The 24,683-nt window shown below is 68.0% G+C and carries 27 protein-coding genes and 2 pseudogenes; 21 read left to right on the plus strand and 8 right to left on the minus strand.

The genetic code is table 11. From position 1 onward, the window contains the following. The first annotated feature begins 23 nt into the window (after positions 1 to 23). A complete protein-coding gene (locus HNR68_RS25035; RefSeq protein WP_179724168.1) occupies positions 24 to 1,070 on the plus strand; it encodes a 2,3-butanediol dehydrogenase in 1,047 nt (348 codons plus the stop codon). Positions 1,071 to 1,375: 305 nt separating this feature from the next. Here the strand turns inward: HNR68_RS25035 and HNR68_RS25040 are convergent, their stop codons facing one another. The 4 genes from HNR68_RS25040 to HNR68_RS25055 are packed head-to-tail and all read right to left on the minus strand — an operon-like array spanning position 1,376 to position 4,499. After that, a complete protein-coding gene (locus HNR68_RS25040) occupies positions 1,376 to 2,218 on the minus strand; it encodes an alcohol dehydrogenase catalytic domain-containing protein (protein WP_218888422.1) in 843 nt (280 codons plus the stop codon). 29 nt (positions 2,219 to 2,247) lie between these two features. Next, positions 2,248 to 2,940: an SDR family oxidoreductase gene (locus HNR68_RS25045; protein ID WP_179724169.1), complete on the minus strand. Its 693-nt coding sequence runs from the start codon at positions 2,938 to 2,940 to the stop codon at positions 2,248 to 2,250. Positions 2,941 to 2,962: 22 nt separating this feature from the next. After that, complete coding sequence (locus tag HNR68_RS25050) at positions 2,963 to 4,045, minus strand: cyclase family protein (RefSeq protein WP_343050401.1); 1,083 nt, start codon at positions 4,043 to 4,045, stop codon at positions 2,963 to 2,965. Positions 4,046 to 4,049: 4 nt separating this feature from the next. Beyond that, positions 4,050 to 4,499: a VOC family protein gene (locus HNR68_RS25055; protein ID WP_179724170.1), complete on the minus strand. Its 450-nt coding sequence runs from the start codon at positions 4,497 to 4,499 to the stop codon at positions 4,050 to 4,052. A 136-nt stretch (positions 4,500 to 4,635) separates the two neighbouring features. Here HNR68_RS25055 and HNR68_RS25060 point away from each other — a divergent pair, with 136 nt between their 5' ends. The 4 genes from HNR68_RS25060 to HNR68_RS25075 all read left to right on the plus strand — a co-directional run bounded on the left by HNR68_RS25060 (position 4,636) and on the right by HNR68_RS25075 (position 9,080). Next, complete coding sequence (locus HNR68_RS25060) at positions 4,636 to 5,559, plus strand: LysR substrate-binding domain-containing protein (protein WP_179724171.1); 924 nt, start codon at positions 4,636 to 4,638, stop codon at positions 5,557 to 5,559. 89 nt (positions 5,560 to 5,648) lie between these two features. After that, positions 5,649 to 6,530 carry an NAD(P)-dependent oxidoreductase gene (locus HNR68_RS25065; RefSeq protein WP_179724172.1) on the plus strand — a complete coding sequence of 294 codons (882 nt, stop codon included), beginning with the start codon at positions 5,649 to 5,651 and terminating at the stop codon, positions 6,528 to 6,530. Between the two features lie 50 nt (positions 6,531 to 6,580). After that, positions 6,581 to 7,684 carry a mandelate racemase/muconate lactonizing enzyme family protein gene (locus HNR68_RS25070; RefSeq protein ID WP_179724173.1) on the plus strand — a complete coding sequence of 368 codons (1,104 nt, stop codon included), beginning with the start codon at positions 6,581 to 6,583 and terminating at the stop codon, positions 7,682 to 7,684. Positions 7,685 to 7,727: 43 nt separating this feature from the next. Then, positions 7,728 to 9,080: an MFS transporter gene (locus HNR68_RS25075; RefSeq protein WP_179724174.1), complete on the plus strand. Its 1,353-nt coding sequence runs from the start codon at positions 7,728 to 7,730 to the stop codon at positions 9,078 to 9,080. Positions 9,081 to 10,187: 1,107 nt separating this feature from the next. Here the strand turns inward: HNR68_RS25075 and HNR68_RS25080 are convergent. Both HNR68_RS25080 and HNR68_RS25085 read right to left on the minus strand, forming a co-directional pair. Then, positions 10,188 to 10,586: a DUF397 domain-containing protein gene (locus HNR68_RS25080; RefSeq protein WP_179724175.1), complete on the minus strand. Its 399-nt coding sequence runs from the start codon at positions 10,584 to 10,586 to the stop codon at positions 10,188 to 10,190. 40 nt (positions 10,587 to 10,626) lie between these two features. Then, positions 10,627 to 11,478 (minus strand): helix-turn-helix domain-containing protein, encoded by an 852-nt coding sequence (locus HNR68_RS25085; RefSeq protein ID WP_246330527.1) that lies wholly within the window; start codon positions 11,476 to 11,478, stop codon positions 10,627 to 10,629. 153 nt (positions 11,479 to 11,631) lie between these two features. Between HNR68_RS25085 and HNR68_RS27735 the strand changes: the two genes are divergently transcribed. From HNR68_RS27735 to HNR68_RS25095, 3 genes and pseudogenes are all read left to right on the plus strand, one after another. Then, positions 11,632 to 11,991, plus strand: coding sequence for a transposase (locus HNR68_RS27735; protein WP_029723004.1), 360 nt, complete (start codon positions 11,632 to 11,634; stop codon positions 11,989 to 11,991). Continuing rightward, positions 11,988 to 12,447 (plus strand): annotated as a pseudogene (locus tag HNR68_RS27740) (IS5 family transposase). The gene HNR68_RS27735 and the pseudogene HNR68_RS27740 overlap by 4 nt, the downstream one beginning before the upstream one ends. A gap of 290 nt (positions 12,448 to 12,737) precedes the next feature. Further along, the gene (locus tag HNR68_RS25095; RefSeq protein WP_179724177.1) at positions 12,738 to 13,289 is read left to right on the plus strand and encodes an NUDIX domain-containing protein; all 552 of its coding nucleotides are present in this window, start codon (positions 12,738 to 12,740) and stop codon (positions 13,287 to 13,289) included. Here HNR68_RS25095 and HNR68_RS25100 read toward each other — a convergent pair. Next, positions 13,286 to 14,401, minus strand: coding sequence for an NsdA family TPR-like regulatory protein (locus HNR68_RS25100; protein ID WP_343050402.1), 1,116 nt, complete (start codon positions 14,399 to 14,401; stop codon positions 13,286 to 13,288). The two genes, HNR68_RS25095 and HNR68_RS25100, sit on opposite strands and share 4 nt — an antisense overlap. 196 nt (positions 14,402 to 14,597) lie before the next feature. Between HNR68_RS25100 and HNR68_RS25105 the strand changes: the two genes are divergently transcribed. Next, on the plus strand, positions 14,598 to 14,801 hold the full coding sequence (locus HNR68_RS25105; protein ID WP_179724178.1) for a hypothetical protein: 204 nt from the start codon (positions 14,598 to 14,600) through the stop codon (positions 14,799 to 14,801). A 14-nt stretch (positions 14,802 to 14,815) separates the two neighbouring features. Here the strand turns inward: HNR68_RS25105 and HNR68_RS25110 are convergent, their stop codons facing one another. Continuing rightward, positions 14,816 to 15,205, minus strand: a complete 390-nt coding sequence (locus HNR68_RS25110) for a GntR family transcriptional regulator (protein ID WP_179724179.1) — start codon at positions 15,203 to 15,205, stop codon at positions 14,816 to 14,818. 109 nt (positions 15,206 to 15,314) lie between these two features. On the opposite strand from HNR68_RS25110, the gene HNR68_RS25115 reads away from it, so the two are divergent. The 12 genes and pseudogenes from HNR68_RS25115 (at position 15,315) to HNR68_RS25170 (ending at position 24,655) form a co-directional block, all read left to right on the plus strand. Then, a complete protein-coding gene (locus HNR68_RS25115) occupies positions 15,315 to 15,602 on the plus strand; it encodes a hypothetical protein (RefSeq protein WP_179724180.1) in 288 nt (95 codons plus the stop codon). After that, positions 15,602 to 16,060, plus strand: a complete 459-nt coding sequence (locus HNR68_RS25120) for a DUF3307 domain-containing protein (RefSeq protein ID WP_179725483.1) — start codon at positions 15,602 to 15,604, stop codon at positions 16,058 to 16,060. Before HNR68_RS25115 ends, HNR68_RS25120 begins: the two co-directional genes overlap by 1 nt. A 15-nt stretch (positions 16,061 to 16,075) precedes the next feature. Then, positions 16,076 to 16,711 carry a hypothetical protein gene (locus tag HNR68_RS25125; protein ID WP_179724181.1) on the plus strand — a complete coding sequence of 212 codons (636 nt, stop codon included), beginning with the start codon at positions 16,076 to 16,078 and terminating at the stop codon, positions 16,709 to 16,711. Positions 16,712 to 16,920: 209 nt separating this feature from the next. Next, entirely contained in the window at positions 16,921 to 17,334 is a 414-nt protein-coding gene (locus HNR68_RS25130) for a hypothetical protein (protein WP_179724182.1), read from the plus strand. Beyond that, a complete protein-coding gene (locus HNR68_RS25135) occupies positions 17,331 to 17,555 on the plus strand; it encodes a hypothetical protein (RefSeq protein WP_179724183.1) in 225 nt (74 codons plus the stop codon). Before HNR68_RS25130 ends, HNR68_RS25135 begins: the two co-directional genes overlap by 4 nt. Further along, positions 17,552 to 18,661 carry a DUF2637 domain-containing protein gene (locus HNR68_RS25140; protein WP_179724184.1) on the plus strand — a complete coding sequence of 370 codons (1,110 nt, stop codon included), beginning with the start codon at positions 17,552 to 17,554 and terminating at the stop codon, positions 18,659 to 18,661. Before HNR68_RS25135 ends, HNR68_RS25140 begins: the two co-directional genes overlap by 4 nt. Before the next feature lie 86 nt (positions 18,662 to 18,747). Continuing rightward, on the plus strand, positions 18,748 to 21,090 hold the full coding sequence (locus tag HNR68_RS25145; RefSeq protein WP_179724185.1) for a hypothetical protein: 2,343 nt from the start codon (positions 18,748 to 18,750) through the stop codon (positions 21,088 to 21,090). 275 nt (positions 21,091 to 21,365) lie between these two features. Then, complete coding sequence (locus tag HNR68_RS25150; RefSeq protein WP_179724186.1) at positions 21,366 to 21,605, plus strand: hypothetical protein; 240 nt, start codon at positions 21,366 to 21,368, stop codon at positions 21,603 to 21,605. Continuing rightward, positions 21,572 to 22,777 (plus strand): annotated as a pseudogene (locus HNR68_RS25155) (hypothetical protein); the annotation flags it as partial. The gene HNR68_RS25150 and the pseudogene HNR68_RS25155, both read left to right, overlap by 34 nt. Beyond that, the gene (locus HNR68_RS25160; protein WP_179724188.1) at positions 22,774 to 23,319 is read left to right on the plus strand and encodes a hypothetical protein; all 546 of its coding nucleotides are present in this window, start codon (positions 22,774 to 22,776) and stop codon (positions 23,317 to 23,319) included. The pseudogene HNR68_RS25155 and the gene HNR68_RS25160, both read left to right, overlap by 4 nt. Beyond that, on the plus strand, positions 23,316 to 24,329 hold the full coding sequence (locus HNR68_RS25165; RefSeq protein ID WP_179724189.1) for a DNA cytosine methyltransferase: 1,014 nt from the start codon (positions 23,316 to 23,318) through the stop codon (positions 24,327 to 24,329). Before HNR68_RS25160 ends, HNR68_RS25165 begins: the two co-directional genes overlap by 4 nt. Continuing rightward, the gene (locus HNR68_RS25170; protein WP_179724190.1) at positions 24,326 to 24,655 is read left to right on the plus strand and encodes a hypothetical protein; all 330 of its coding nucleotides are present in this window, start codon (positions 24,326 to 24,328) and stop codon (positions 24,653 to 24,655) included. Before HNR68_RS25165 ends, HNR68_RS25170 begins: the two co-directional genes overlap by 4 nt. The last annotated feature ends 28 nt before the right edge of the window (positions 24,656 to 24,683 follow it).

A 24,683-nucleotide genomic window follows, 5' to 3' on the forward strand; every position in this document is an offset into this window, starting at 1 on the left:
ATTTCCGGCCCAGGAGGTAAGACATGCGCGCCGCTGTCTACTACGGCAACCAGGACCTGCGTCTTGAGGACGTTCCCGAGCCCGAACCAGGCCCGGGGCAGGTCAAGATCCGGGTCAGCCGCAACGGAATCTGTGGCACAGACCTGCACGAGTACTACGACGGACCCATCTTTATCCCCACTGAACCGCACCCGCTCACCGAGCGGAAGGCACCGATGGTGCTCGGCCATGAGTTTGCCGGTGTGGTCACCGCCGTGGGCAGCGGAGTCACCGATGTCGCCGAGGGTGACCAGGTCGCGGTCGAGCCAATCTACCGCTGCGGCCAGTGTCGACCTTGTACCACCGGGCGCTACAACCTGTGCCAGTCCATCGGTTTCCACGGGCTGATGGCCGATGGCGGGATGGCCGAGCACACCGTCGTGCCCAGCTTCCAGGTGCACAAGTTGCCCGACGGCGTCCCGCTGGAGCTGGGCGCACTGGTGGAACCGATGGCGGTCGCCCACCATGCAGCGGTGTTGGGAAACGTCGGCGACCAAGATCGGGCACTGATCTACGGAGCCGGCCCGATCGGCATCGGACTGTGGTTCGCGCTGCGCTCGATGGGACTGACCGAGATCGACGTCGTTGAGCCCTCGGAGACGCGCCGCAAGTCGATCGAGGCCCTCGGCGCCCGCACCCTGGACCCCACCAGCCAAGACGTCCCCGGCCTGATCGCCGAGCGCACCAAGGGCGACGGCGTCGACGCAGCCTTCGACGCCGCCGGTGTGGAACCCGCCGTCGAATCGGCTCTCAACTGCGTCGGCGAACGGCGGCCGCTGGTCAGCGTTGCGATCTACGACCGTCCGCTGTCCACTCCGCTGATCAACCTGGTGCTCCGCGAACGACGCATCCAGGGCACCATCTGCTACACCAGCGAGGACTACCGAGCGGTACTGGACCTCATGGCCCGCGACCATTACGACTTCACCGGCTGGGTCGACACCGTCCCCCTCAGCCAGGTCATCGACCAGGGCTTCGAGGAGCTGCGCGCCGGACGAAGGATGAAACTGCTGGTCGATCCCACCGCCTGAGGCAACCTGTGAGGTTGGTGTCCCACAATCCTTCTGCGGGACACCAACCTCACGCGCACGTGCGGCTCGGCGACGATCGCCCGTCATTCATGCCAGCTCGCGCTAGTCGCGCCCCGGTAGCAGCAGCACCTTGCCAGTGTTGCCACCTTGCAGATCGAGAGCCTCTTGGAACTGGGACAGCCCCATCTTGTGGGTTACAAGCATGTCCAAGTCCAACCTCCCTCGCGACACGAGAGAACTGAGCACGTCCCACGTCTGCCAGAGAGAGCGCCCGAAGCTACCTTTCAAGGTGAGACCTTGCTTGATCACGTACTGAGTGACGTCCAGCGTGAACGGCTGCTTCGGCACCCCGACGCAGACCGCGGTGGCCTCTCGCGGCGCAACGCCCTCAAGACGACCTCGAGCGCGCCCGGAGCCCCGGTGCAATCGAACCCCACGTCAAAACCGCCGCGATCTTCCGATTCACCCTGGCACCAGTCCGCCACGCTCTCATCAGGTTCGAACGCCACTGCCCCGAGCGATTCGGCGACATTCCGGCGGAACGCGTTCGGCTCGACCACGACGGTTCGCCGGGCGCCGGACAACTGCGAAAGCTGAACTAGAGCGAGCCCGATCGGTCCGCCTCCTGCGATCAGCACCGACCGTCCGGCGAGATTGACCTGGCTGCGCTGAACCGCGTGCACGGCGACCCCAGCCGATTCGAACAGAGCTCCCGTCTCAGTCGAAACGTTCTCCGGCAGGGGAAAGCAGGCATGCTCGGACACGACGAGCCGCTCAGCGAATCCACCGTCGACATGCAAACCCAACAGCTTTATGTTCAGGCAGTTGTGTCCCTCGCCGACGCGGCAGTGATAGCACCGCCGACAAGCGATGTGCGATTCGAGCGCGACTCGGTCGCCGCACCTCAGAGTGTCCACGCCCGGTCCGGTCTCGACGACCGTTCCAGCCACCTCGTGCCCGAGGACCACAGGGAATGCAAGGCCGAACGCCCTCGCCGCAGCGCTGTACGCGACGAGTTCCTTGTCGGTACCACACAACGATGCCGCGGCGACCGCGATGCGCACTTGCCCGAAGCCGACCGGCGGCTCCGGATGATCGGTGGCGTAGTTATATCCGTTCGCGGGTGTGGTTTTCACGACGGCTTTCACGGGTGCCCTCACAATTTCAGGTGCCGGGTTCAGACCTGCGCAACTCCTACGGTCAGTCCGCCGCAGACGTAGACGGTCTGCCCGGTGACGAAGCCTGCCCGCTCGTCGAGGAAGTATCCGGCTGAGTGGGCGATGTCGTCCGGCGTACCCATCCTTCGCACCGGTACGGCTTCCACGATCTGCCTGGTCCGCTCTTCGTCATTGGCCTTGGCGAACAGTTCAGTAGCGATCGGTCCAGGACCGATGGCGTTGACGGTGATGCCGAGCGGGCCGAGCTCGAGCGCCCACACCCGGGTCAGCCCGATCAGCCCCGCCTTCGACGCGGCATATGCGGTGCGCAGCTCCTTGCCGAGAGCGGCTCGCGAGGCCATGTTGACGATCCTGCCGAAACCGGCCTGCGTCATGCCCGGGAGCAGCGCCTGCGCGCACTGAACCGCGCACCGCAGGTTCAACTGGTATGCGGCGTCGACCTCGGCCAACGACTGCTCCTGCAGAGCCCCGGGGAACACTGCTCCCACGTTGTTGACCAGCCTGGTGATCGGCCCGGCAGCAAGCGCTTCTTCGAGTGCGGCCCTGGTCGAGTCCGCATCCGCGAGATCGGCCTTCACCCCGGTTCCCACCGGAGCTGCTTCGCGGTCGATCACCACCACGTCCCAGCCGCGCGCGAGGCCTTCCTCTGCAATGGCGCGCCCGATCCCGGAGGCACCGCCGGTCACGAGCATCCTCTGGTCCTCAGTCGGCACGTCACACCGTCGCAATCGGGGTCAGGGGCGACCCGGTTGCCCCGGGCAGCCGTAACGGAGGAGCGGTCAGCAGGAACCGTGAGCGCCCCCGTTTTCGCAAGTGTTCGGCCAGCTCCGACAACCACCACAGTTCGCCCAGGTGGACGCCGAGGCGGAACAGGCACAGTTCGTGCAGCGGCAGCGCCGGCTGTCCTTGTTCCTGCTGCACGGGTGGAAAGGCCTCGACCGCGTAGTTGTCGGCGGCGATCGCCGCCACACCGCTATCAGTGATCCACTTCTGCAATTCGAGGTCGGAGCCGTCCAGAACCGCCCCGACGTAGAGCTGCTCAGCCGTCGGCCGCGTATCGGCTTCCACCAACCCACGGGCGAAACCGGTGTGCAGCACCAGAATGTCCCCGGGCTCCACGACGATCCGGTCGGCCTGGAGCACCTGGGCGAACTCCTCGAACCCCACGATGGCTCGCTGCCCACCTAGATGTGCTTCGAGGTCGACGAGCACAGCGCGTCCCTGCACACCGTGCCGAGCCATGTGGCTGATGTCCACCGGTCCGGCGTCCGAGGTCGACGCCGCACCCTCGGACGCTCCCTCGACCCGCCCCAGACTGGAAATCCCCGCGGAATCCGGGCTTTCCGGGCCGACGACGTCGGTCCCAGCACGCCAACCGTTGTAGTAGACCTGCTCCGGCTCCCCATCGTCGTCGGCGTCGAACAGCGCACCGGCGTGCCCGAACGCATCCCACTGCGTCGAGTACTGGGTGTGCAGCACGACGAGGTCGTCGCTCATGACGTCCGAAGCACCGGGGATCGCCACGGACATCGAGCAGTTGAAGTTGACCTCGCCGGATCGCAGCGACGGCCGCACCACCGGCGGAAACCGGTTCGGGTTCAGCACCGTGCCGCCAGGACGGTCCAGCGGCAACGACAGGCTGAAGACACGGCCCTCCTCCACGGCGTCGATGCCCTTGCGGACCTGCTCGGCGCCGATCAGGTTGAGCCGCCCCAGCACGTCGTCGCCGCCGAAGTCGCCCCAGTTCGATCCGGGAGGGCGTTGCTGCCAGCGCGGCATCACCACGTCCTCCTCCACTCGGTCAGGACATGACTTCGTGGATCTCGATGACGTTGCCCGCCGGGTCGGTGAGGAAGATCTGGTCCCAATCCTTCACGGCCCACTCGCCGTAGTCGGAGAACGGGATGCCGGCCTCGGTGAGGTGCTTGCGCACCGCGTCGAGGTCGTCGGTTCGGAAGGCGAAGTGCCCGGTGAGCAGCGGATTGATGGCGTGCCCCATGCGCGCGCCCAGGTACGCCTGCCGCCGTCCGGCGTGGATCTGCAGCTCGTCCTTGCCGTCGGCGTTGAAGAAGGCGACGTTGGCCTTCCACTTGCCGTCGTCCTCGGACTCGGTGCGGTCGTTCTGGTGCCCCAGGTGCTCGATCATCGGGGGCAGCGGCGCCGTTTCCAACCCGAGGACGTCCCGGTAGAAGGAGTGCAGCTCCTCCATGTCGTCCGAAACGACGTTGACGTGGTGCAGGCGCAGCTTCATCGGTATCGGTCCTTCCGTGGTTCTCAACGGGCCTGATGCCCTCCTGTCCCCATGTTCGTCCGCCAGGCCTTACTATTCCAATACCAATCCCATAGGGACTGATATCGACCCGTTATAAATGGGGAGGATGTGGGCTGTGGACCTGCGCGACTTGGAAGCGTTCGTCGCCGTCGCCGAGGAGCTGCACTTCGGCCGTGCGGCAGCGCGCCTGCACATGGCGCAGCCACCGCTGAGCAACCGGATCAGACACCTGGAGAAGGAACTCCACCTCCCACTGTTCCAGCGCAGCACGCGCAGCGTCACCCTCACCGACGCCGGTAGCCGCCTGCTGCCACCGGCACGGCGCGCGCTCAACCAGGTCGCCGCCGTGCGCGACATCGCGACCTCCATCGCCTCAGGCGAGGAAGGCCGGGTGCGGATCGGCTTCGCCGGCGCTTCCAGCCAGCGCGCCCTGCCCTTGCTGACCAACGCGGTGCGGCGCACGCATCCCGGCATCGAACTGGTGCTGCAGTCCCAGACCTACGTCTACACCGCCTTCGACCAGCTGACCTCCGGCGATCTCGACCTCGCCTTCGTCCGCGTGCCCATCACACACCCAGAGCTCAGCCACCGGATCGTGCAGGTCGAGCAGGTCCTGTGCGCGCTACCCGAAGACCACCGGCTCGCCGACGCCGACGCCGTAAAGCTCGAGGACCTCTCCGACGACGGGTTCGTCAGCCTGCCCGAGGGAGCCCGGTCCATGCTGCGTGCGACGATGCACAGCATGTGCCTCTCGGCGGGCTTCCCGCCGAAGGTCGTGCAAGTCGCGCCGGATTCGGCGACCGTGCTGGCGCTGGTGGCCGCCGGTGCGGGCGTCACCATCACACTCAGCTCGGTGTGCCAGGCCCAGACCGTCGGCATCGTCTACAAACCGATCGAGGGCACCGGCCCCAGCCACCTGTTCGCTGCGCTGGGATGGCGATCGGACAACGACTCCCCCGCGCTGCAGCGGGTGCTCGAAGTCGGTGAATCCGCACTGCCCACCCCTGATCTATATGGTCTCGATATCACTGGTTCCTGATTCCGTGTTGGACAGGAAAGGATTCGCGTCGTTAGCTACTCCGCGAAGGCGGCGAGCACCGCAGCTCCGCCTCGAAGGAGTGAGGCCTGATGAACGATTCCCCTGCAGCCAGCGGATTCTCGGTCGCCGTGGTCGGGTTCGGCGCCATCGGAGCACCGATGGCGCAACGTCTGGCCGCCCACGGCCACACCGTGCGCGCGGTCGACCCAAACCCGGATGCCCGAGCCCGCGCGGCCGGCGCGGGACTGGCCGCTGTCGCCGAACTCGCCGCATTGCCGACGACTGACGTGGTGCTGGTCCTGGTGGCCACCGGCGAGCAGCTGCTGCAGACCGCCAAAGCCGCGTGCGAGCGGCGCCGAGACGGCGAAACCTGGATCATCTCCTCCACCACCGGTCCGCAGGCCGCGCGCGACGCCGCCGCACTGCTGGCCGAAGCCGGTGCCGTCGTCATCGACGCTCCCGTCACCGGAGGCGTCCCCGGCGCCGAACGCGGCCAGCTGCGCTTCCTCACCGCAGGACCAGATGGCGCCATCGACGACAAGGCAGCGATTTTCGCAGCCCTCGGCACCGTTGTGCGGGTCAGCGAACGACCCGGCGACGGACAGTCCACCAAGCTGGTCAACCAGCTGTGCAGCTCGGTGCACCTGGCCGCGGCTGCCGAAGCCGTCGCGCTGGCCTCCCGACTCGGCCTGGACCCGGCCAAGACCGTCGAGGTGATCAGCGGCGGCTCGGGCGCCTCCTGGTTCTTCGACGAGCGAGGTCCGCGCATGGCCCGCCCGGACGACCAGCACGACGTGCTCACCCGCCTGGCGATCCTGGCCAAGGACAACGGGCTGGTCGAGCAGGAGGCCGAGACCTGCCAAGCGCACGTCCCACTGCTCAAGGCGGCCAAGTCGCAGTACGCCCGCGCCGCCGAACTCGGCCTGTTGGAGCACGACGACAGCATGCTCGTGCGCACCTACCTGAGCTGACACGCCACATCCAGCCGGTACTTCCGGCGCTAGCACCACAGGACATCCACATGCGGATCATCGACGTCCGGGCAATCCCGTTCGCCATCCCCTACCGGAAGCCCCTGCACTTCGCCAGCGGCCACATCGAGGTCGCCGACAACGTGCTGGTCGAGGTCGAAACCGAGGACGGCATCGTCGGCGTTGCCGAGGCCCCGCCGCGGCCCTACACCTACGGCGAGACCCAAGCGTCCATCGTCGCGGTCATCGACTCGCTGTTCGCTCCGGCGATCCGCGGTGCGTCCATCCTCGACCGCGAGCCGGTGCGCGCGAAACTAGCTCGGACGGTGGGAAATCCTACCGCCAAGGCGGCCATCGACATGGCCATGTGGGACGCGTGGGGAAAGGCCGTCGGCCAGCCCGTGCACCGGCTGCTCGGCGGTTATGCGCAGCGCCTCCAGGTCAGCCACATGCTCGGCTTCGACGATCCCGCGGCCATGGCCGACGAGGCGATCCGGATGCGCGACGAATTCGGCATCGACTCCTTCAAGGTCAAGGTCGGCCGCCTCCCGATCGACCGGGACATCGCGGTGTGCCGAGCGATCCGGAACGCCGTCGGCGACGACGCCGAGCTCTACCTGGATGGCAACCGCGGCTGGCCCGCCTCCGAAGCCGCCCGCGCCGTCCGCGAACTGGCCGACCTTGGCCTCTCGCGGGTGGAGGAGCTGTGCCCGGCCGATGACGTGCTCGGCCGCCGCTGGCTCGTCGGCCAGTGCCCTGTGCCGTTCGTCGCCGACGAGTCCGCGCCCACGCCAGCCGACGTGACCCGCGAGCTGCTGGCAGGCGCAGCGAACGCGATCAGCATCAAGACCGCCCGCACCGGCTTCTCCGACTCGCTGCGCGTGGCCCACCTGGCCGAAGGCCTCGGCGCCGAGGTGGTCATCGGAAACCAGATCGACGGCCAGGTCGGCACCGCCTGCTCGCTGGCCTTCGGCGCCTCACAACGCACGACCGCGAACAAGGCCGCCGAGCTGTCGAACTACCTCGACATGGCCGACGACCTGCTCACCGAACCACTGCGCATCACCGACGGAGCCATGACGGTACTGCACGGTCCGGGACTGGGCATCGAAATCGACCGCAAAAAGCTGGACTACTACCGCACCGACCGCTAGCAGCACCGGTACCAGCTGAACACACTGCAAGGGAACGGATTCAATGGCGAATCACCTCGGCGCGAGCGCGCCGCCAGAAATCGAGAGACGGATCTACCGCAAGCTGCTGCTGCGGATCATGCCGATCATCATGATCGGGATGTTCATCTCCTACATCGACCGAGCGAACATCGGCGTGCTAGCCGAACCGATGTCGGAAGACCTAGGGCTCACCGCCTCGGCGTTCGGCCTGGCAGCAGGCCTGTTCTACATCGGATACTGCTTCATGGAGATCCCGTCGAACATGGCGCTGGCCAAGTTCGGCGCCCGGCGCTGGATCGCCCGAATCATGTTCTCCTGGGGCGCGGTCACGATGCTGATGGCGGCCGTGCAGAACGAATTCACGCTCTACGTCGTGCGCATCATGCTCGGCGTGGCCGAGGCAGGCTTCTCACCTGGCGCGCTGCTGTTCCTGGCGATGTGGTGCCCGCCGCGGATTCTGACCAAGGCCTACTCACTGATGAACCTCGCCGTGCCCTTCGCATTGGCGACCGGCTCGGTGCTCACCTCGGCACTGCTGTCGCTGGACGGCCTGCTGGGACTGGCGGGCTGGCGCTGGGCGTTCCTGCTCGAGGGCCTGCCCGCTCTGCTGCTGGCCGCCTACATCTGGTTCCGCCTGCCCAGCTCCCCCACCGAAGCCCACTGGTTGTCCACTGAGGAGAAGGCCTACCTGGCCGAAACCGGTGTCCAGGGCAACAACGCGTCCGCACACGAACCCCGACAGCTACTAGCGGTGCTGCGGCGTCCCGCCGCCTGGATGTTCACAGTGCTGTACTTCTGCATGACCATCGGCTACTGGTCGATCACCTACTTCCTCCCCACCATCGTCAAGGAGCGCTTCGAACTCGGCGCCGCCGCGGCGGGCCTGGTCTCCGCCCTGCCGTGGGTCTTCGCCGCCGTGGTGATGCTGGTAGTGGCCAGAACCGTCACGCGCACCGGCGAACGGACCTGGCACCTCACGTTCCTACAGCTCGCGGGGGCGGTGGGTTTGACGATCGCAGCGTCCACCGGCAGCGCGGTGCTCGCGCTGGTCGGCGTCAGCCTGGCCGGGGCAGGGTTCTTCGGGTCACTGTCGACCTTCCAGACCATGCAGGCCCAAGCGTTCGCGGGCGGACTCGCCGCGGTGGCGTTGGCGATGGTCAACGGACTGGCCAGCCTCAGCGGTCTGGCCGGCCCGTACGTGATGGGCGTGCTCAAGGACGCCACCGGTTCCACCGACCGTGGCCTGATGATCATGTCCACATTCTTCGTCGCGGCAGCGATCATGGTCAACTTCATGAGTCGCTGGACCGACCGTGTTACCGCCATCCTCTCGAACGAGCCAGCCGTCGAGCCGGCTACCGCAGCCGAGAAGTAACCAAGAGGACTTCGGACGTCGCCCTCCAGGGCGGCGCCCGTCTCTTTCCAGTCTTGGGTTGATCCGAAATTCGTACCGCCGTGCTCGATTGCTTACTAGCCAAGCGTTCCGACGGTGGCGCTGTCACGGCAACCACAAGGCGTTTTGCCGGAGACGAACTGTTCCGAACCACTGGTGCGATGTCGGTTTGCGGAACTTTTGGCTTGCCTCTCCCGCTCCTGATCTGCGCGGCGGGCGCAGTTGCCGGGCGGTGCGTCAGGCGGAACGCCGAGTAAGCGCACAACGTCGTCGAGCAGATCAAGCAGGCTCGCGCATACAGTGTTCGGCAGGTTGATCCACGCGTCCGTGGTGGTCGACGGTGGTTCTGGCTGCGTCCGAGACTGATTCGGAGTCCGTCACGTCGAGGGACACCGTGCTCGTGGGAGTCCCGTATGAGGCTGAGGAGATGCCAGCACTGCGCACGGTGGTGAACAACGTGCCTGGTCACGGAGCCAACAAGGCCGATGTTGACCCAGAGTCACCGCATGGTGAGTATGGTGATCCGCTATGTGAGGAGGCCCACCGACTCGACGCCGAGCACTGGAACCTGTACCGACGTCCGATTTCAGCCGACACGCTCCGCTGGAAGCTCCGCATCGGCTCGAAACGAGCCCGCGCCCTCACCCGTCAGATCCGCCAGCAACGCCGACCCGGAGCGGTGCTGGCAGCGGTGGAATGCGCAACGACCCCGCGGTACCGGCAGCATCCGCCAAGCGTCAACTCCTCCGTATTGAGCGGCGTAGTGCTCGGCCGTAGCCCAATAGGTGTCGGGTGCCGCTGCAGCCCGGGACGGTGTCCTCGAGGCCGCATCGGTGCCGCCGTGCTGGTTGACAGCGGGGATGCAGGGAGTTGGGCGGCCAGTTTCGTCAACTCCGCCCCGAAGTTCCGCAGCCGACATACCCCAGCATCGACCCGACCCCTGACACCACGCGATCAAGCACGTAGGAATGCCCCTGCCAACCCATGATGGTCGCCAGCTCGATCGTCACCGACTTCGCGTGACCGACCACCCGCAAGACGACTGGGGTCGCCCCGTCCGTGGGGCGACCCCAGTCTTGGCAAACGGGCTCAGGCGGCAAGCACCTCGGTGTCGGGCAGATCGAATTCCGCATTGCAGACGCCGGCGACAAACGCGGACCACTCGCCCGGCGTGTACGAGAGGATCTTGTCCGGGTTGCTGCGCGCGTGGAGGCTTGCTCCGCCATCGGCGCCGATCACGATCTTGATCACCGTGTTGGAGTCGACCGGTGCACGTCCAACGACTTCGTCCAGAAACCGTGCCCAGTGACCAGCGGGGACACTCAGAACCGGGCCGGCACCGCAGTCCTTGCTGTCGCGGATGTGGACGAGATCGGTGCCGAAGCAGACCTCGACGCACTCGTTGCCGTTCGGTTTGCTGCGCGAGCTTTTGAACCACGCCCCGGTAGGGCCGTCACGGCGAGCTGTGCTGGTGTTGTTGGAGGTCATCTCCGCTGCTGTCCTTCGTTGTGTTGCTGCTGGCTGGCGGTCATAGGGTGTCAGCAAGATCGAGCAGGATGCGGCGGGTCTGCTCGGGGCCAGACGCTGCAGCCTTCTGCTGGTCCCACAGCGTCAGGTACTGCGCCGTTCGCTTGCTGTCATCCACGTAAGTACCACCATCGTGTTGCTCCAGGTAAACGATACTGACTGGAGTCTTGGTGTCGTACTCGAAAATCGAGTAGTCGTGGCCCTGCCCCATGTAGTAGCCGACATTGAACGGGACGAGCTGAAGGTCGATGTTCGGGCGGTCGACGGCCTCGACAAGCCGCATGACCTGCTCTTTCATGACCTCCGTGCTGCCTGCGCTCCACCGGCGTAGTGCGGCTTCGTCGATGATGAACCAGAACTGCTGATCGGTGTTGTCGAGTACGCGCTGACGTGCCAGCCGGTCGGCGGTGTCCTGGTCGATCTGCTCCTGGCTCGGCGAGGGGCGCCACGCGCGGAACAAGGTGCGCATGTACTGCTCAGTCTGCAGCAGACCAGGGATGTTCATCGCACGATACGAGAAGATTCTCTGGCAGCTCGGCTCCATGTCGACCAGTAGCCGCATGTGCTGCCGGAACCGTGTACTGAACGCGCCGCGTTTGGTCCGGCGGTTGCTTTCGGCTTGGAGATCGCGGGCGTACGCCTTGTCGGCCTCGGTGGCTCCATAGCGCTCAAGCAGTGCATCCAGCTCCACTGGCCGGATACCGCTGCCGGACTCGATGTGGGCGATCTTCTGCTGGGTACAGCGCAAGACCTCCGCCGCGTCGTCCTGCTTCAGCCCGGCTTCGACACGTTGCCGAGCGAGCTCGTTGCCCAACACGATCTTCATCACCGCTGGCGGGAGCTGCTGAGCCAACGCCTACCTCCGATCGCAACCAGCCTGATCACGCATAGTACAGGCTAATTCACCGTTTGTACGTGTACTCAAGTTGAGTACACGAGTTACGGTTCGACATAAGAGCGTGTCTCGTTTGGATCTTGATCGGTGTTCAGGGCAAGATCATCGTCTGTGGTTGATGCGTTGTCACAGCGGTTGGTTCCCGACGAGCTCTGGGAGCTGGTCGAGCCGCTGATTCCACAGGCTGGAGAGCGCCCGCAGGGTGGTGGGCGGGCACCGGCGGATGCACGCAAGGTGTTCACCGCGATCGTGTATGTGCTCACCAGCGGGTGTGCCTGGCGGTGGTTACCGCCGTCGTTCGGGGTGAAAGTGCCCACCGCGCATCGATGGTTTCTGCGATGGACCGAGGCCGGATTGTGGGCCCGGATCCACCGGGGGGTGCTCGACGAGCTGGGCAGTCAAGGGCTGATCGACTGGTCCCGGGCCGTGGTGGATGCCGCCGCGGTGCGGGCGAAAAGGGGGGCGCTATGACCGGACCGAATCCGGTCGACCGAGGCAAGCCGGGCTCGAAGCTGCATGTGCTCACCGACCGGGGCGGACTGCCCCTGGCCACCGGCATTTCCGCGGCCAACACCCCGGACGGGTTCGCTGTCAAGCCCTTGGTCAACGCCATCCCCGCGATCCGGTCCCGCCGCGGACCTCGCCGCCGCAAGCCCGGCAAGCTGCACGGCGACAAGGCATACAACAGTGCCGAACGCCGAGTCTGGTTGCAGCGACGGGGAATTGTCGCCCCGCCTGGCTCGCATCGGCATCGAGACCAGCCAGAAACTGGGCCGCCACCGCTGGGTCGTCGAACGCAGCATCGCCTGGCTGGCCGGTTACCGACGCCTGACCATCCGCTACGAACGCCGCGCCGATGCCTTCAAAGGCTTCCTCGCCCTCGCCGCCGCACTGACCTGCTTCAAGAAGCTCAAACAAGCCAAGTGAGACACGCTCTTAGTCACGCATGAGCACGCCTCAGAAGCCCTCCACGGCTTCCCGTGGTCAATCTCTCGGCCAACGATGTGATCGACGCGCCACGGCGATCTGAGGGCGCAAAACCTGGCCCGTTGCCGGGTCTGTACGCGCCGTAGGAGCCCGTCAGGTCGTAGGGCGACTGATGGCCGAACGCTACCCATCAAGGGGCTCTACAGGGCCCCTGGGGGTGGGAGACTGGGGGAAGCAGGGGCGCTGCGATCCGCGTAGCCAGCGAAGCCGAGCAGAAAGGCCAACCACCCGTGACCGATGAGGCGTCCAAGTGGACCGTTCATGGTGAGCGCACCGTCTACGAAAGCGATTGGGTGCGCGTCGGCCTGGCCGACATCTCCCAGCCTTCCGGCGAGCGGTTCGAACACCACACGGTGTGGTTCCCGCCTCCAGCGATGACCGTGCTCATCGATGACAGCGGGCAGAACGTGCTGATGGCATGGCGGCACCGCTTCGCGCCCGATCTCTGGAACTGGGAGCTGCCCGGCGGGATCATCGACCCCGGCGAAGATCCGCAGCGGACCGCCGAACGGGAGCTGATCGAGGAGACCGGCTACCGCCCGCGGTCGCTTGAGCGGCTGATCACCTTCGAGCCTGCCGTCGGCATGCTGCGTAACCCGCATCACGTCTTCCTTGGACGCGGCGCGGAGCTGGTAGGCGACCCGATCGAGGTCAACGAAGGCAAGTTCGAATGGGTCCCGCTGGCACGTGTGCCCGAGTTGATCCGAGAAGGGAAGATCCAGAACTCCGGCACGCTCGTGGGGCTGCTCCACTACCTGGCGCTGGGCAAGGACGCGGACTAGTCCGCCAGCAGGTCGGCGATACGTGCGCGTTGACGAGCTGACCCCGTTCTACCCGCCAGTTCGGCAGCGCGTCGCGCATGCTCCTTTGAGCCTGCGATGTCCCCGCGGCTCCTGAGCGCCAAGGCGAGGTCCACGCGGAGACTCGACTCTGCCCGCTTCGACGACAGCGCCTGGTCACCGTCGAGCGCAGATGTCAGCTCGTCTACTGCCTCGCTCGCGCCGAGGCGAGCGAGGCAGTGACCACGCCAGCGCGCCAGGTGTGTCTGGTTGAGCATGAGATACGGCAGCTCGGGGTCGGTGTCACCCGACGGAAGCACTTCGACAGCTACATCGAGCAGGCGGCGCGCCTGGTCCCCCTGGCCTGCGGCAGCCAGGAACTCGGCTTCAGCAGCCGCGAGCCAGGCCCGAAGGCGCGGCGGAACCCGCTTCGCCGTTTCCGGGGTGTGCGCGTACTGGATCAGCTCGACCGCATCGGCAGCCCGACCCGCGTCGAGCAGTGCGTACGCCTGCTGTGCAGTGACGTGCGCGAGCGACGCCGCATCATCGCCTTGCCGTGCCGCGGTCTTTGCGATGTCGTGTAGGTCCCACGCCTTCTTGATGTCGCCAGCGTCGAGCGCCTGCCAACCCGCGAGGGCTGCTCCCTCCGCAAGGGCCACCGCAGCAGACGAGAAGTGCTTCCCTGGCAGTGCGTTCCGAAGTAACTGCTGCATGTGCTCCACGTGCGCAACCGTCTGCGGGATGATCGCCGCGCCGACCTTGCGATCCATCAGCCGGTAGTGGTTGGTCTGCTCTTCCAGCATCTCAACGAGTTCCGGGTCAATTCGAAACACGTCGAGCGCTGTCGGCAGCTCGATCGCGGGAGGCGGCGAAACCTCGACGAAGCCCAGCGCAGCGGGCGGGAGCTGGAACACCTCACACAGTTCCTCGCGCCAGTCGGTCGGATCGACCCGACCGTGCTCCCACTCGATGTACATGCGCTTCATGCTGGATTCCTTCGGCGGCAGGGCGTCGCGCTTCTGCCGAAGCTTCCGCAGTTGCGCGCACACCTGCCCCTGCGACATGCCAGCGGCGAGGCGCGCACGCTTCAGTGGCGTCATGTCCGCATCGTCCACCGAAGGGCCTCCCCCGTTGCGTCTTCCCTGGTAAGCGCCTGGTGAGCCGCGCGACTCACCATCGACTCACCACCGACTCATCTACTCATCTTGGCAAACACGCCCGATTCTTGAGGCATGACAGCGAAAACAGCCGAGACCAGCGAGTTCCTGCAGGTGTTCGCGGCTGTTGAGGCACAGGCCGAAGGAGTCAGCAATGGCAAAGAACTCGTTCCCGATGATGCAGTCCAGCAGCGGAGTCCTTTCGAAGGTGGTCAAGGTGGTGCTGGGGTTGGCTCTGGTGCTGCTCGTGGTGAACTACCCGAGCGACGCGGCCACCTGGGTGAAGGACGCGTTGTCGTGGCTAGGCACGGCCGCCCACGGGGTCGCGTCGTTCCTGCGGGAGGTCTTCAGCCGGTAGAGCGCATGCCGACGCTACTCGGCGGGCTTGCCCAGTCGGTCAGCAAGAGCACTGAGCCGCTGCTCAAGTTCGGCCAGCTCGGTGGAGACGTGCTGGACCTGCTCGCGGAGTTCGCCAAGTTCGGAACGCGCCTGGTTGAGTTCCGCGGCGACGTCGACGGCTTCCGATCGATCGCTCACCCGCGCACCAGCGTGCGGCCGGATCGTCACAGCTCCGGACTTCTGCAAGTGACGTACCGCCGCCATGGCGGTGTTGACCGCCACGCCGTAGTCCCCCGCGAGCTTGCGATACGTCGGCAGCGGATCACCCGGACGCAGGGCACCGGAGTCGATCAGCGCCAGTAGCTCGTCAGCGACACGGCGGCTAGCAGGGCGTTTGTCCTCTTGGGCTTCGTTCGCAACCACGCGATCAGCGTACCGAATCCGTCTTAAGACATGGGGTTGACAGGGCACCCCTCCACCCCTAATGTCTTCATACATCGGATATGTCTTACGACACCAGGAGGGAGTAGGGATGTACCAGGACATGGAGCCGTCAGCCGATGAGCTGGCGTTCTGCGAGGCGAACCTCGACGAGTGGGACCAGCTCCGGGTCCGCGACTACTGGGAAGCGGTCGTCACCGCCGAGTTGGGAGCCCCCATGGGGGTCGCCTCGGTCTACAGGTGGTCGGCCATGGGCCCCGGCGAGCACACCCGGATTCGCCGCCAGCAGCGGCGCACGGACAACCGCGTGCTGCGCCTGATCGCGACGACCGTCGACAACCGGGCCGCCGAGGCTCCCAACCTCGGGGAGGCCGCGTGATGGTCGGGTTGGAGTCGGCGGTGACGTTCGCGGTGGTGCTGCCGTCGTTGCTGGTGGCGCACAACGTGGCGGATCACTGGGTGCAGACCTCGCACCAGGCGGCGAACAAGGGGCGTCCGGACTGGACGGGCCGGTGGGCGTGCTTGCGACACGTCGCCAGCTACACGCTGGTGACCGCGCTCGCGGTCGGTCTGGTGTGGACGGTCTTGGGGCTGCCCATCACCGCCGCCGGGTTCCTGGCCGGGCAAGCGGTTTCCGCGGTGACGCACTACTGGGCCGACCGCCGCTTCACCCTCGCGCGGCTGGCCGCGATCAGCGGGAACGCCGGGTTCTACCGGCTTGGCGCTCCCCGCGACGGTCACGACGACAACCCGAACCTCGGGACCGGCGCGTACGTGCTGGACCAGTCCTGGCACTGGCTGTGGCTGTTCGTCACGGCCCTGATCACCGCGCTCTGAGCCAGAGGAGATGGCATGTGGTGCTTCAAGAAGCGGCAGCCGCCGCCGTTCCTGACCGGGGATAACAGTCCGGGAAGCTCGCGGCGTCGAGAGCTGTCCTGCCCGGGGCACAAGAAGGATTACGGCGAGCAGATCGACGGCATAACAGTGCGCTGGTACTGCAAGTGCGGCGCCTACCGAGACGAGATCGACGCTCCACCGCCGCACGGCGCGGACATGCCGACCGGGGACTACCTCGAGATGCAGCTGCGAGGCATGCAGGGCCAGAGCGGCCCTTGGCGCTCCCAGGTCACCGGTAAGCCGCTGCCGGTCCAGCGCGAGCCGAAACCCCCAACCACGTCCAACGCCGACAACACGCCCGCCAGCACGAACACGGGAGGTACCAGCATGGCCGGCATCGAGGAAGTCCAGGCCGCGGTCGCCAGCACCCGAGACAAGGGCCAGCAGATCTTGGCCGCACTGGCCCAAATCCAGGAGTGGGCCCGCGAGGTGACTGGGCAGCTCAACACCGCGATGGGAATGAGCCAGCAGCCCGAGGCCCAGCAGGCCATCGGAGCCTTCAACGAGCTCGCCGAGACCCGGGTCACCGAGCTGCACCAGCTCGTGGCCGGAGCCATCGACCAGGCCGAGCAGTACAGCTACCGGCTCTGAACACCGATGAGGGCCCAGCCCAGCAGCCAAGTCGCCAAACCATCTGCTGGGCCGGGTCCCCACTCAACCAGCTCTGCGCGCTGATCAGGAGGACTTCCGATGGTAGGGGAATGGTGGACCGACTACGACGAGGCGGTCCTGGACTCGATGGGGATCGACGGCACCGGCCTGGTGCGAGGCAGTGAGCCGAACGCCGGGGAGGTGTCGGCATGACCACGAACTTCGAAGTGCCTACCGATGAGGAGCTGGCCGCGGCGATGAACGAGGCCGGTCTCGGGCCGGTGTCGACTGTGCGCAGCTTCGACGAGGACGACGTGGTGGTCGTGCAGGTCTGGTTGGCCGACGCACCGATCAAGGCCCGTGTGTTGCACAAGTGGGTGACCGAGCAGGTCAAGCCGGTGCACGCCGTGCTCGGCAAGTACGACTCACAGGACCCGACGACGCGGCTGACGGTGCACGGCATGGACATCACGACCCCTGGACTGATGTTTGCGCTGATCACCCCGTTCCGCGACGCGGCCGAGCGCCGCGCGCTGGACCTACTGGACGAGAACATCGGCGTCATCAGCCCGGCGCGCTTGGTGGCTCGTCTGGCGCAGCTGGAAGCGGGGGTCCCGGCATGAATTCGACGGACTACGTGCGGGACTACACCGCGCCGCGCGCGCTGCTGGTCGGGGCGATGTTCGTGCTGGCGGTTGCGCTGCGGATGCCGGCGGTGCTGCTGGCGATCGCGGTGCACGTGCTGGACCGCTGCTCGGACCGGCTCATGACCTGGATCGACCGCATCCCGCCCGCCCCGACCCGCGTGGTCGCGGCAGCGACGGCTCGGAGGTACCAGCGATGACCACGTTCTACGACCACAAAGCCGAGCGAGTGGCCGCAGCCGCCCAGGCGGAGGAAGCGCGAGCGAACGCCGCGATCAAGCACGCGCAGGCGCAGGCAAAGCTGATGGCCGCGCAGAGCGAGCAGAAGCGCCTCAACGCGAAGGCTCGGGGAGAAGCGCTGGCCGCGGCGGCCGGGTGGCTGCGCGGGCACGTGGTGGAGCTGGCGTTGAGCGTGATCGTGGTCGTGCCGGCTGTGATGGCGTGGTCGGCAATGGCGGCCTACGGCTACGAGGTCTACGGTCCGGTCGGGTGGGGATTGCCGCTGTTCTCCGAGGCGGCGATGTGGGCGTTCGCATTCGCCTCACACGCCGCCCGCAAGAGCGGCAAGCCGACCGGGTGGCTGCAGGCCGGTGTCTGGACTTTCGCCGCTGTCGCCGCGGCGCTGAACTTCCTGCACGGCGCGACGATGCGGGGCGGCGGCGTCGCTGACGGCGTGGTGATGGCGCTGGTGTCGGTCGGCGGCGTGGTGGCCCACCAGCTGATCACCGCCGCCCCGATGCGATCGCGTCGCACCCATGCCGAGCGTCGGGCGGCGCGCACCGAGCGGATCGCGGCCCGCCGGGTGACCCGGATGGAACGCGCGGCGGTGCGACGCGCGGTCGGCGAGCTCGACGCCGACGGCACCGTGCGGCTGCTCTACGCCCCCGGCGTGGTGACCCTGCGCCGCAGCTGGACCGGACGCCTCCGCCTCGACTCGACCACGCTGCCGGGAGCCGGAGACGACGGCCCCACAACGGAGCTCGACGGGATCGACGCCGAGTTGCGTGCCCTGCTGGCGGACGAGGCCGACGCCGGGTCGGTCGAGGCTCGACCGCAGCCCGACTCAACCACCCCGGATTCGGCGGTTGACCTGCAGGAGTCGAGGGACGGTCGAGGCTCGATCCCGGAGCCTGCGCGGCGCTCGTTCGACCAGCTGCGAGCCGAGCTGCGCAGGGCGGTCGAGGCAGGCGTGGTCGACCCGACCTCGGCGGAGTCGATCCGCAAGACCCTGCGCTGCGCGGCCCGCACGGCCCGGCAGCTGCGCGACGACTGGAACGACGGCGCCGCGCCGGCGGTCGCCGCCTAACCCCGATAGGGATGCGGCCCCGCCTGGCGGGGCGGGGCCGCACATACCCCTCAACTCGCTTGCTCTCAGGCCGAGAGGTGATCCCCATGATGCCCGAGAAGGAGACCACGTTGGGAGACCTGATCCGGTTCCCTCGCGGCCACCAGCCCGATCTGACCGATGGCACCGCGGTGCGCGCGGTCGCCGAGCGCACTGACACCTCCGAGCACGGCCCCCAGTCCGCCGAGGCCGGCGAGTCTGGTGCGCAGCTGGAGGTGCGGGCCGACACGCTGCCGGTCAAGTGGGAGCGCGTGCCCGCGGTGCTGGCCGGCACGACCAAGAAGGCCGCCGAGGTGGCCGACGTGGCGTGGCCGGTGGTGAAAACCGCTGGTAAAGCCACGGTTCGACACGGCTACTACCTCGCGGCCGGGGCGTTCGACACGCTGTCGGCCCTCTACGGGCGGTGGACCGGTCGGGACATCGATGCCCAGATCGCGGCGGCGCAGGCCGCAGGTGAGCACGGGATCGCCGCGGACCTGATGCGGCAGCGCATCGAGAGCCGCAAGCTCCTGCTGGAGCGCATCCAGGTGTGGGGGAAGTTCCTGGTCAGGCTGCCTGCTGTTATCGCCGGACTAGCCGGTGTCGTCCTGGCCATCACGCTGGTGACCGCGGTCGTGGCGCAGATTCGACCTGGTGGCGCGGGATTCGCCGAGGTCTGGGACGGCCTGTTCTCCGCGCTGGAGACCGGGTTCGAGTTCGTGGCGTGGGCCGCGTCGTGGGCTCCGTGGGCCGCGCTGACGGTGGCGGTGGGCGTGCTGCTCAAGGGCTACAACGCGCGCCGGCGCCGCACCGATGCCCCGGAGTGGATGCTGGCCGACCGCGATTCCGCTGGTCACGGCCAGGAGGTGGTGGTCACCGCCGACGGCATCGTGCGCGCACTGAAGGGGCTGGGCATCCCCGCGCTCAACCGAGCGTTCAAGGACGGATGGGTGCCGCAGTTCGACCTCTCGCCCACCCGAGAGGGACAGGGGCTGTTCAAGGGCTACCGGGCGCGGTTCAGCCTGCCCGACGGGGTCCCGGCCAGCATGGTCGCCGACAAGCGTGCGGTACTGGCCCACAACCTGCACCGCGCTGAGATCGAGGTGTGGCCGACCGACTACGGCAAGGTCAAGGGCGGTCGCCGCGGGTTCATCGACCTCTACGTGGCAGACGCCGGAGTCATGGAGCAGCCGACCCCGCAGTACCCGTTGCTGCACGACGGGCTGGCCGACGTCTTCTCCGGCGTCCCAGTCGGGATCAACCAGCGCGGTGAGGAACTGACGTTCCCGCTGGTCGGAGCCAACGTCGGCGTCGGCGGCCAGCCCGGCCAGGGCAAGTCGAACATGATGCGCGTCATCTTCCTCGGTGCGGCCCTCGACCCGCTGGCAGAGCTGCGCATCCACGTCTTCGCAGGTAACGGTGACTTCGACCAGTACTCCCCGCGCCTGTCGCTCTACGACAAGGGCGCCGACAGTGGGCACGTCGAGCGCGCGGTCGAGCACCTGCGCGAGCTCTACGCCGAGATCGAGCGGCGCGAGGCCCGCCTGGCCGGGCTCGGCGCGAAGAAGCTGACCCGTCAGCTGGCCGAGCAGCACGCAGACCTGCGGCCGCTGATCGTCGGGTTCTCCGAGTGCCACGAGATGTTCTCCTCGGACGCCGCCTCGGAGGAGGTGGATCTGGAGGGCAACGTGGTCCGCGGCCCGAAGCTGGGCAAGGAGGCTGCTGAGCTGGCCGTTCAGATCGTCAAGCGGGGCCGCAAGACCGGCATCGTCACCCTGTACGACACCCAGTCCTCGCGGGCGAAAGCGATCCCGTCCGAGCTCGTCGAGCAGTTGGGCATCAACGCCTGCTTCTACGTCAAGAGCTGGAGAAACAACGACGGCTTCCTCGGCGACGGGTCGTTCGCTGCCGGGATTCGGGCCACCGACCTGCGGTTCAACATCGACCGCGGCACCTGCGTGGTCACCGGCATCTCCGAAGAACTCTTCGAAATGCTGCGCACGTACTACATCGAGGTCGACGACGACCGCGGCTGGGACGCCGCCACCGACGTCATCGCCCGCGCCATGCACGCCGTCGACCCCCGCACGCCCGTCAACGGCGACCGACCCACCGCCGAACCGGAACAGCGCGACCTGCTGGCAGACCTCGACACCGTCCTCGGTGCCGAACCCGTCAGCGCCGCCAAGGCCGCCAAGGCGCTGGTCGCCCAGTACGGCAGCGCCTACCACCGCGACGGCAAGCCCCTCACCGGCACACAGCTGGTCGACGAGCTCGCCGAACGCGGCGTGACGGTGCCCTCCACCGGCAACAAGTACCCCGTCGATCCCGTCACTGTCCGTAACAAACTGGCGGCGCAGGGAGCCTGCCACGACACCGCGACCACCGACGACACCACCGAGGCGAGTTAGGCCGGCAACGACCACGGACAGGTCCGATTTCCGGGCCTCCAAAGCCCTCGACAGCGCCCGGCCTAACTGCCTAACTCGCCTAACTTCCGCAGGCCAGAGCCCATAACCACCCGAAGTTAGAAACCTAACCCACAACCGCCGATCTAACTCACCACCTCACCCGCCGGCGCCGCTTCGCCCGAAAACCGGCGCCCGGTCCGACACAACCCGAGTTGACCACTGAGAGTAGTCGTCTGTCCGCCGTCGACTCGTCAGTGGCCCGAAGGAGGCACGCAATGAACGACGAGCACAGCATGTCCCGCTCTGACCGGCTCAGCTGCTGGTTTACCGAGCACCCGGAGGCCTCGGCGTGCCGACACTGCGGCTCGCCGATCCGCCCGCACCGCGTCCCGCGGGTGTGGGAGCACGTCACGACCGGGCTGGTGCGGTGCGTGGGCACCGACCGGATCGCCGTGGCGCACCCCGTCGAGGGCCAGGTGCCGCTGTTCCCCGCGATCGTCGAGGAGGTGGCGTGAGCATGCGCGCACGGATCACCGAGCCCGCCGCTCTGGCGGAGGCGGCCACGTGCGTGGCACGGAACCTCCGGCTACGGGCCACCGAGCCGATCTACGGCGGCGTCCTGCTGGCCGCCGTCTCGCCCAGCGCGGTGCTGGAGGGGTTCGACACCACCACGGCCACCCGGGTCCAGGTCCCGGCCGAGGTGACCGAGCCGGGGAGGGTGCTGGTGTCGGCGCGGCTGCTGGCCGAGATCACACGGCTGTTGCCGCACCAAGCGGTCGAACTGCACGCCGACGGCATGGCGCTGACGGTGGCCTGCGGCGGCAGCCGGGCGCGGTTGCCGCTGATGCCGGTCGAGGAGTACCCGGCCCGCCCGGTCGCCCCGGCGGTGTCGTGGTGGTGCCCCGCCAAGGCACTGATCTCGGCGGTGGCGCGGGTGGCCCCGGCGGCGGCCTCCCTCGCCGCGAGCAAGACGACCTCCGCCGGCGCGGACAAGATCGACCTGACGTGCATGGCGCTGGACCTGCCCGGCGAGACGCCGTCGGTGCGGCTGTACGCCACGGACTCCGCCAGCCTGGCCGCCGCCCAGGTGCCCGCCGAGCCCGCCGGGGCCTCGACGTCCTCAGTGAAGCGGGTGCTGGTGCCGGCCGCGGCGCTGGAGCCGGCCGCGCGGGCCCTGGCCGGTGATCCCGACGGGCGCATCGGCATCGGTGTCGGCGACTCGCTGCTGGCGCTGGAGACCGCAGCCCGGCGGATCACCCTGGCCACCGTCGATGCCCCCGGTCGCGGCTACGAGCGCATCCTGACCGCCGCGGCGGGCGAGGACGTCGTGGTGACCCGCGCCGAGGTCGAGGCCGCGCTCAAGCGCGTGAGCGTGCACAAAGACGCGCCGAAGGCCCGAATCGACGTCTCCGACAACGAAATCCGCATCGCGGTCCGGGGACAGCACGGCACCACCCAGGAGGCGCTCGCGGTCGACTACACCGGGCCGGCGCTGACGGTCGGGATGTTCACCCACCGGCTGGCCACCGCGCTGCACCACCTCGGCGGCGACCTCGTGCACGTCACCGTCCCCGCCTCGCCATCGCGGCCGTGGCTGCTGCGCCCGGTCACCGACGACGGCCGCCCCGACGACACCTACCGGCACATGGTCAGCCCCGCCCAGCTCGACGACGAGGAGGCCGCATGACCACACCCCACCTCGACCCGGCGCCCGACTACGACGTTGTGCGGGGCTTCCTCGGCTGCCTGATGGCCAGCACCGCCGCCACCGCCCGGGACCTGCTGGCCGGACTGCGGCCGGCGGATGCCGGGCCCGGCATCCGCGGCGTGGTCCTGGAGCTCATCGTCGGCGTGGTCGCCGCCGGGGCCGCTCCCGACCCCCGGGTGCTGCTGGCCGAGGCCCAGCGGCGCGGCCTACTGGAGACCGAGCACGCCCACCAGCAGGTCGCGCTGTGGCTGTTCGAGACCTACCAGCACGCCCCGTTCCCCGAGGCCGGGCCCTACCTGCGCGGCGCGGTCCTCGAGACCGCGGTCCGCCGCCGGGTCCGCGAGCACGCCCAGCGACTCCTCGACGCCGCCGACCGGGCCGAGGTGACCGAGCTGCAGGCGATGACCGAGCTCGACGACGACCTGGTCGACCTCTGGCAGCGCCTGGACGCCGAACTCACCGCACAAAACCGCGATGCGGCGGCGGTGCAGCACCGACCGGGCATCAGGAGGGTCGCATGAGGATCGGCAGCCTGTTTTCCGGCTACGGCGGACTCGACCTGGCCGTTCAGCGCGTGCTGGGTGGCCGGGTGGCCTGGCACGCCGACAACGACCCCGCCGCCACCGCCGTGCTCGCCCACCACTGGCCCGACGTGCCCAACCACGGCGACGTCACCGGTATCGACTGGACCGGTGTGGAGCCGGTCGAGGTGCTCACCGCGGGTTTCCCCTGCCAGGACGTCAGCCTCGCCGGCCGCCGCGCCGGACTCGCCCCCGGCACCCGCTCCGGGCTGTGGACCCACACCGCCCATGCCATCCACACGCTCCGACCCCGACTGGTGGTGATCGAGAATGTCCGAGGACTGCTTTCCGCCCCTGCAGCCACTCGCGAGATGGAACCCTGCCCGTGGTGTGTGGGAGACCGGCCAGGGCCTGTTCTGCGGGCACTCGGAGCCATTCTTGGCGACCTGGCCGACCTCGGGTATGACGCGCGGTGGTGCGGCCTACGCGCTGCCGACACCGGCGCACCCCACGCCCGATTCCGGGTCTTCGTTCTCGCCCGAGCCCGCACCGCTGCTGCCGACCCCCACCACCTCGGACGCCCACGGCCCCGGGACCCACGGCAGCGGTGGAGCCGACCCGCGGACCACGATCGCGCTACTGCCAACACCGAAGGCCAGCGACGGCACCAAGGGAGGCCCGAACCAGCGCGGCAGCAGCGGCGACCTGACGCTGCCCTCGGCGGTGGTCTCGATTGGGGTCCCTACGCCGCCGCCATCGCCCGCTGGGAACGCCGACTCGGCCGGCCCGCCCCCACCCCCACCCAGCCCGGCAGACGCGGCGGACGCCGACTCGCACCCCGTTTCGTCGAGTGGCTGATGGGCCTGCCCGAGGGCCACGTCACCGACGTGCCCGGCCTGACCCGCGCCGACCAACTACGGCTGCTCGGCAACGGCGTCGTCCCCCAGCAAGCCGCCTCGGCCTTGTGTCTCATGCAGCCGGAGCGGACCAGCGAGGAGGTAGCGGCGTGAGCTCCGACTACCCGCAGCCCCAGCGCGGGAACTGGGTCACCTTCCACCGCGACCCGATCTACACCGCGTACTGCCACCACCGGTGCCACACCTCGAGTGGGCACCAGGGATACCCGTGGGTGGGCCAGGTCGAAGGCCGCCACCACGAGCCCGTCTACGGCCGCCCCGCCTACCGAATCCGCTACTGGCACGAGACCAAACGCGGCGACCTCGAAGCCCTGACGACCGTCCTGTCCGCGGACCGCCTGATCGCGATCGTCCCCCACCCGCACGGCATGCCGGCCCTGCTGGACCCACCGATCGAGTGGGAGGCAGAAGCGGCATGAGCCACCCGACACAGCATCGGAGGTAGCA

The sequence above is a fragment of the Saccharopolyspora hordei genome, assembly GCF_013410345.1.
In the GTDB taxonomy this organism is placed as follows: domain Bacteria; phylum Actinomycetota; class Actinomycetes; order Mycobacteriales; family Pseudonocardiaceae; genus Saccharopolyspora; species Saccharopolyspora hordei.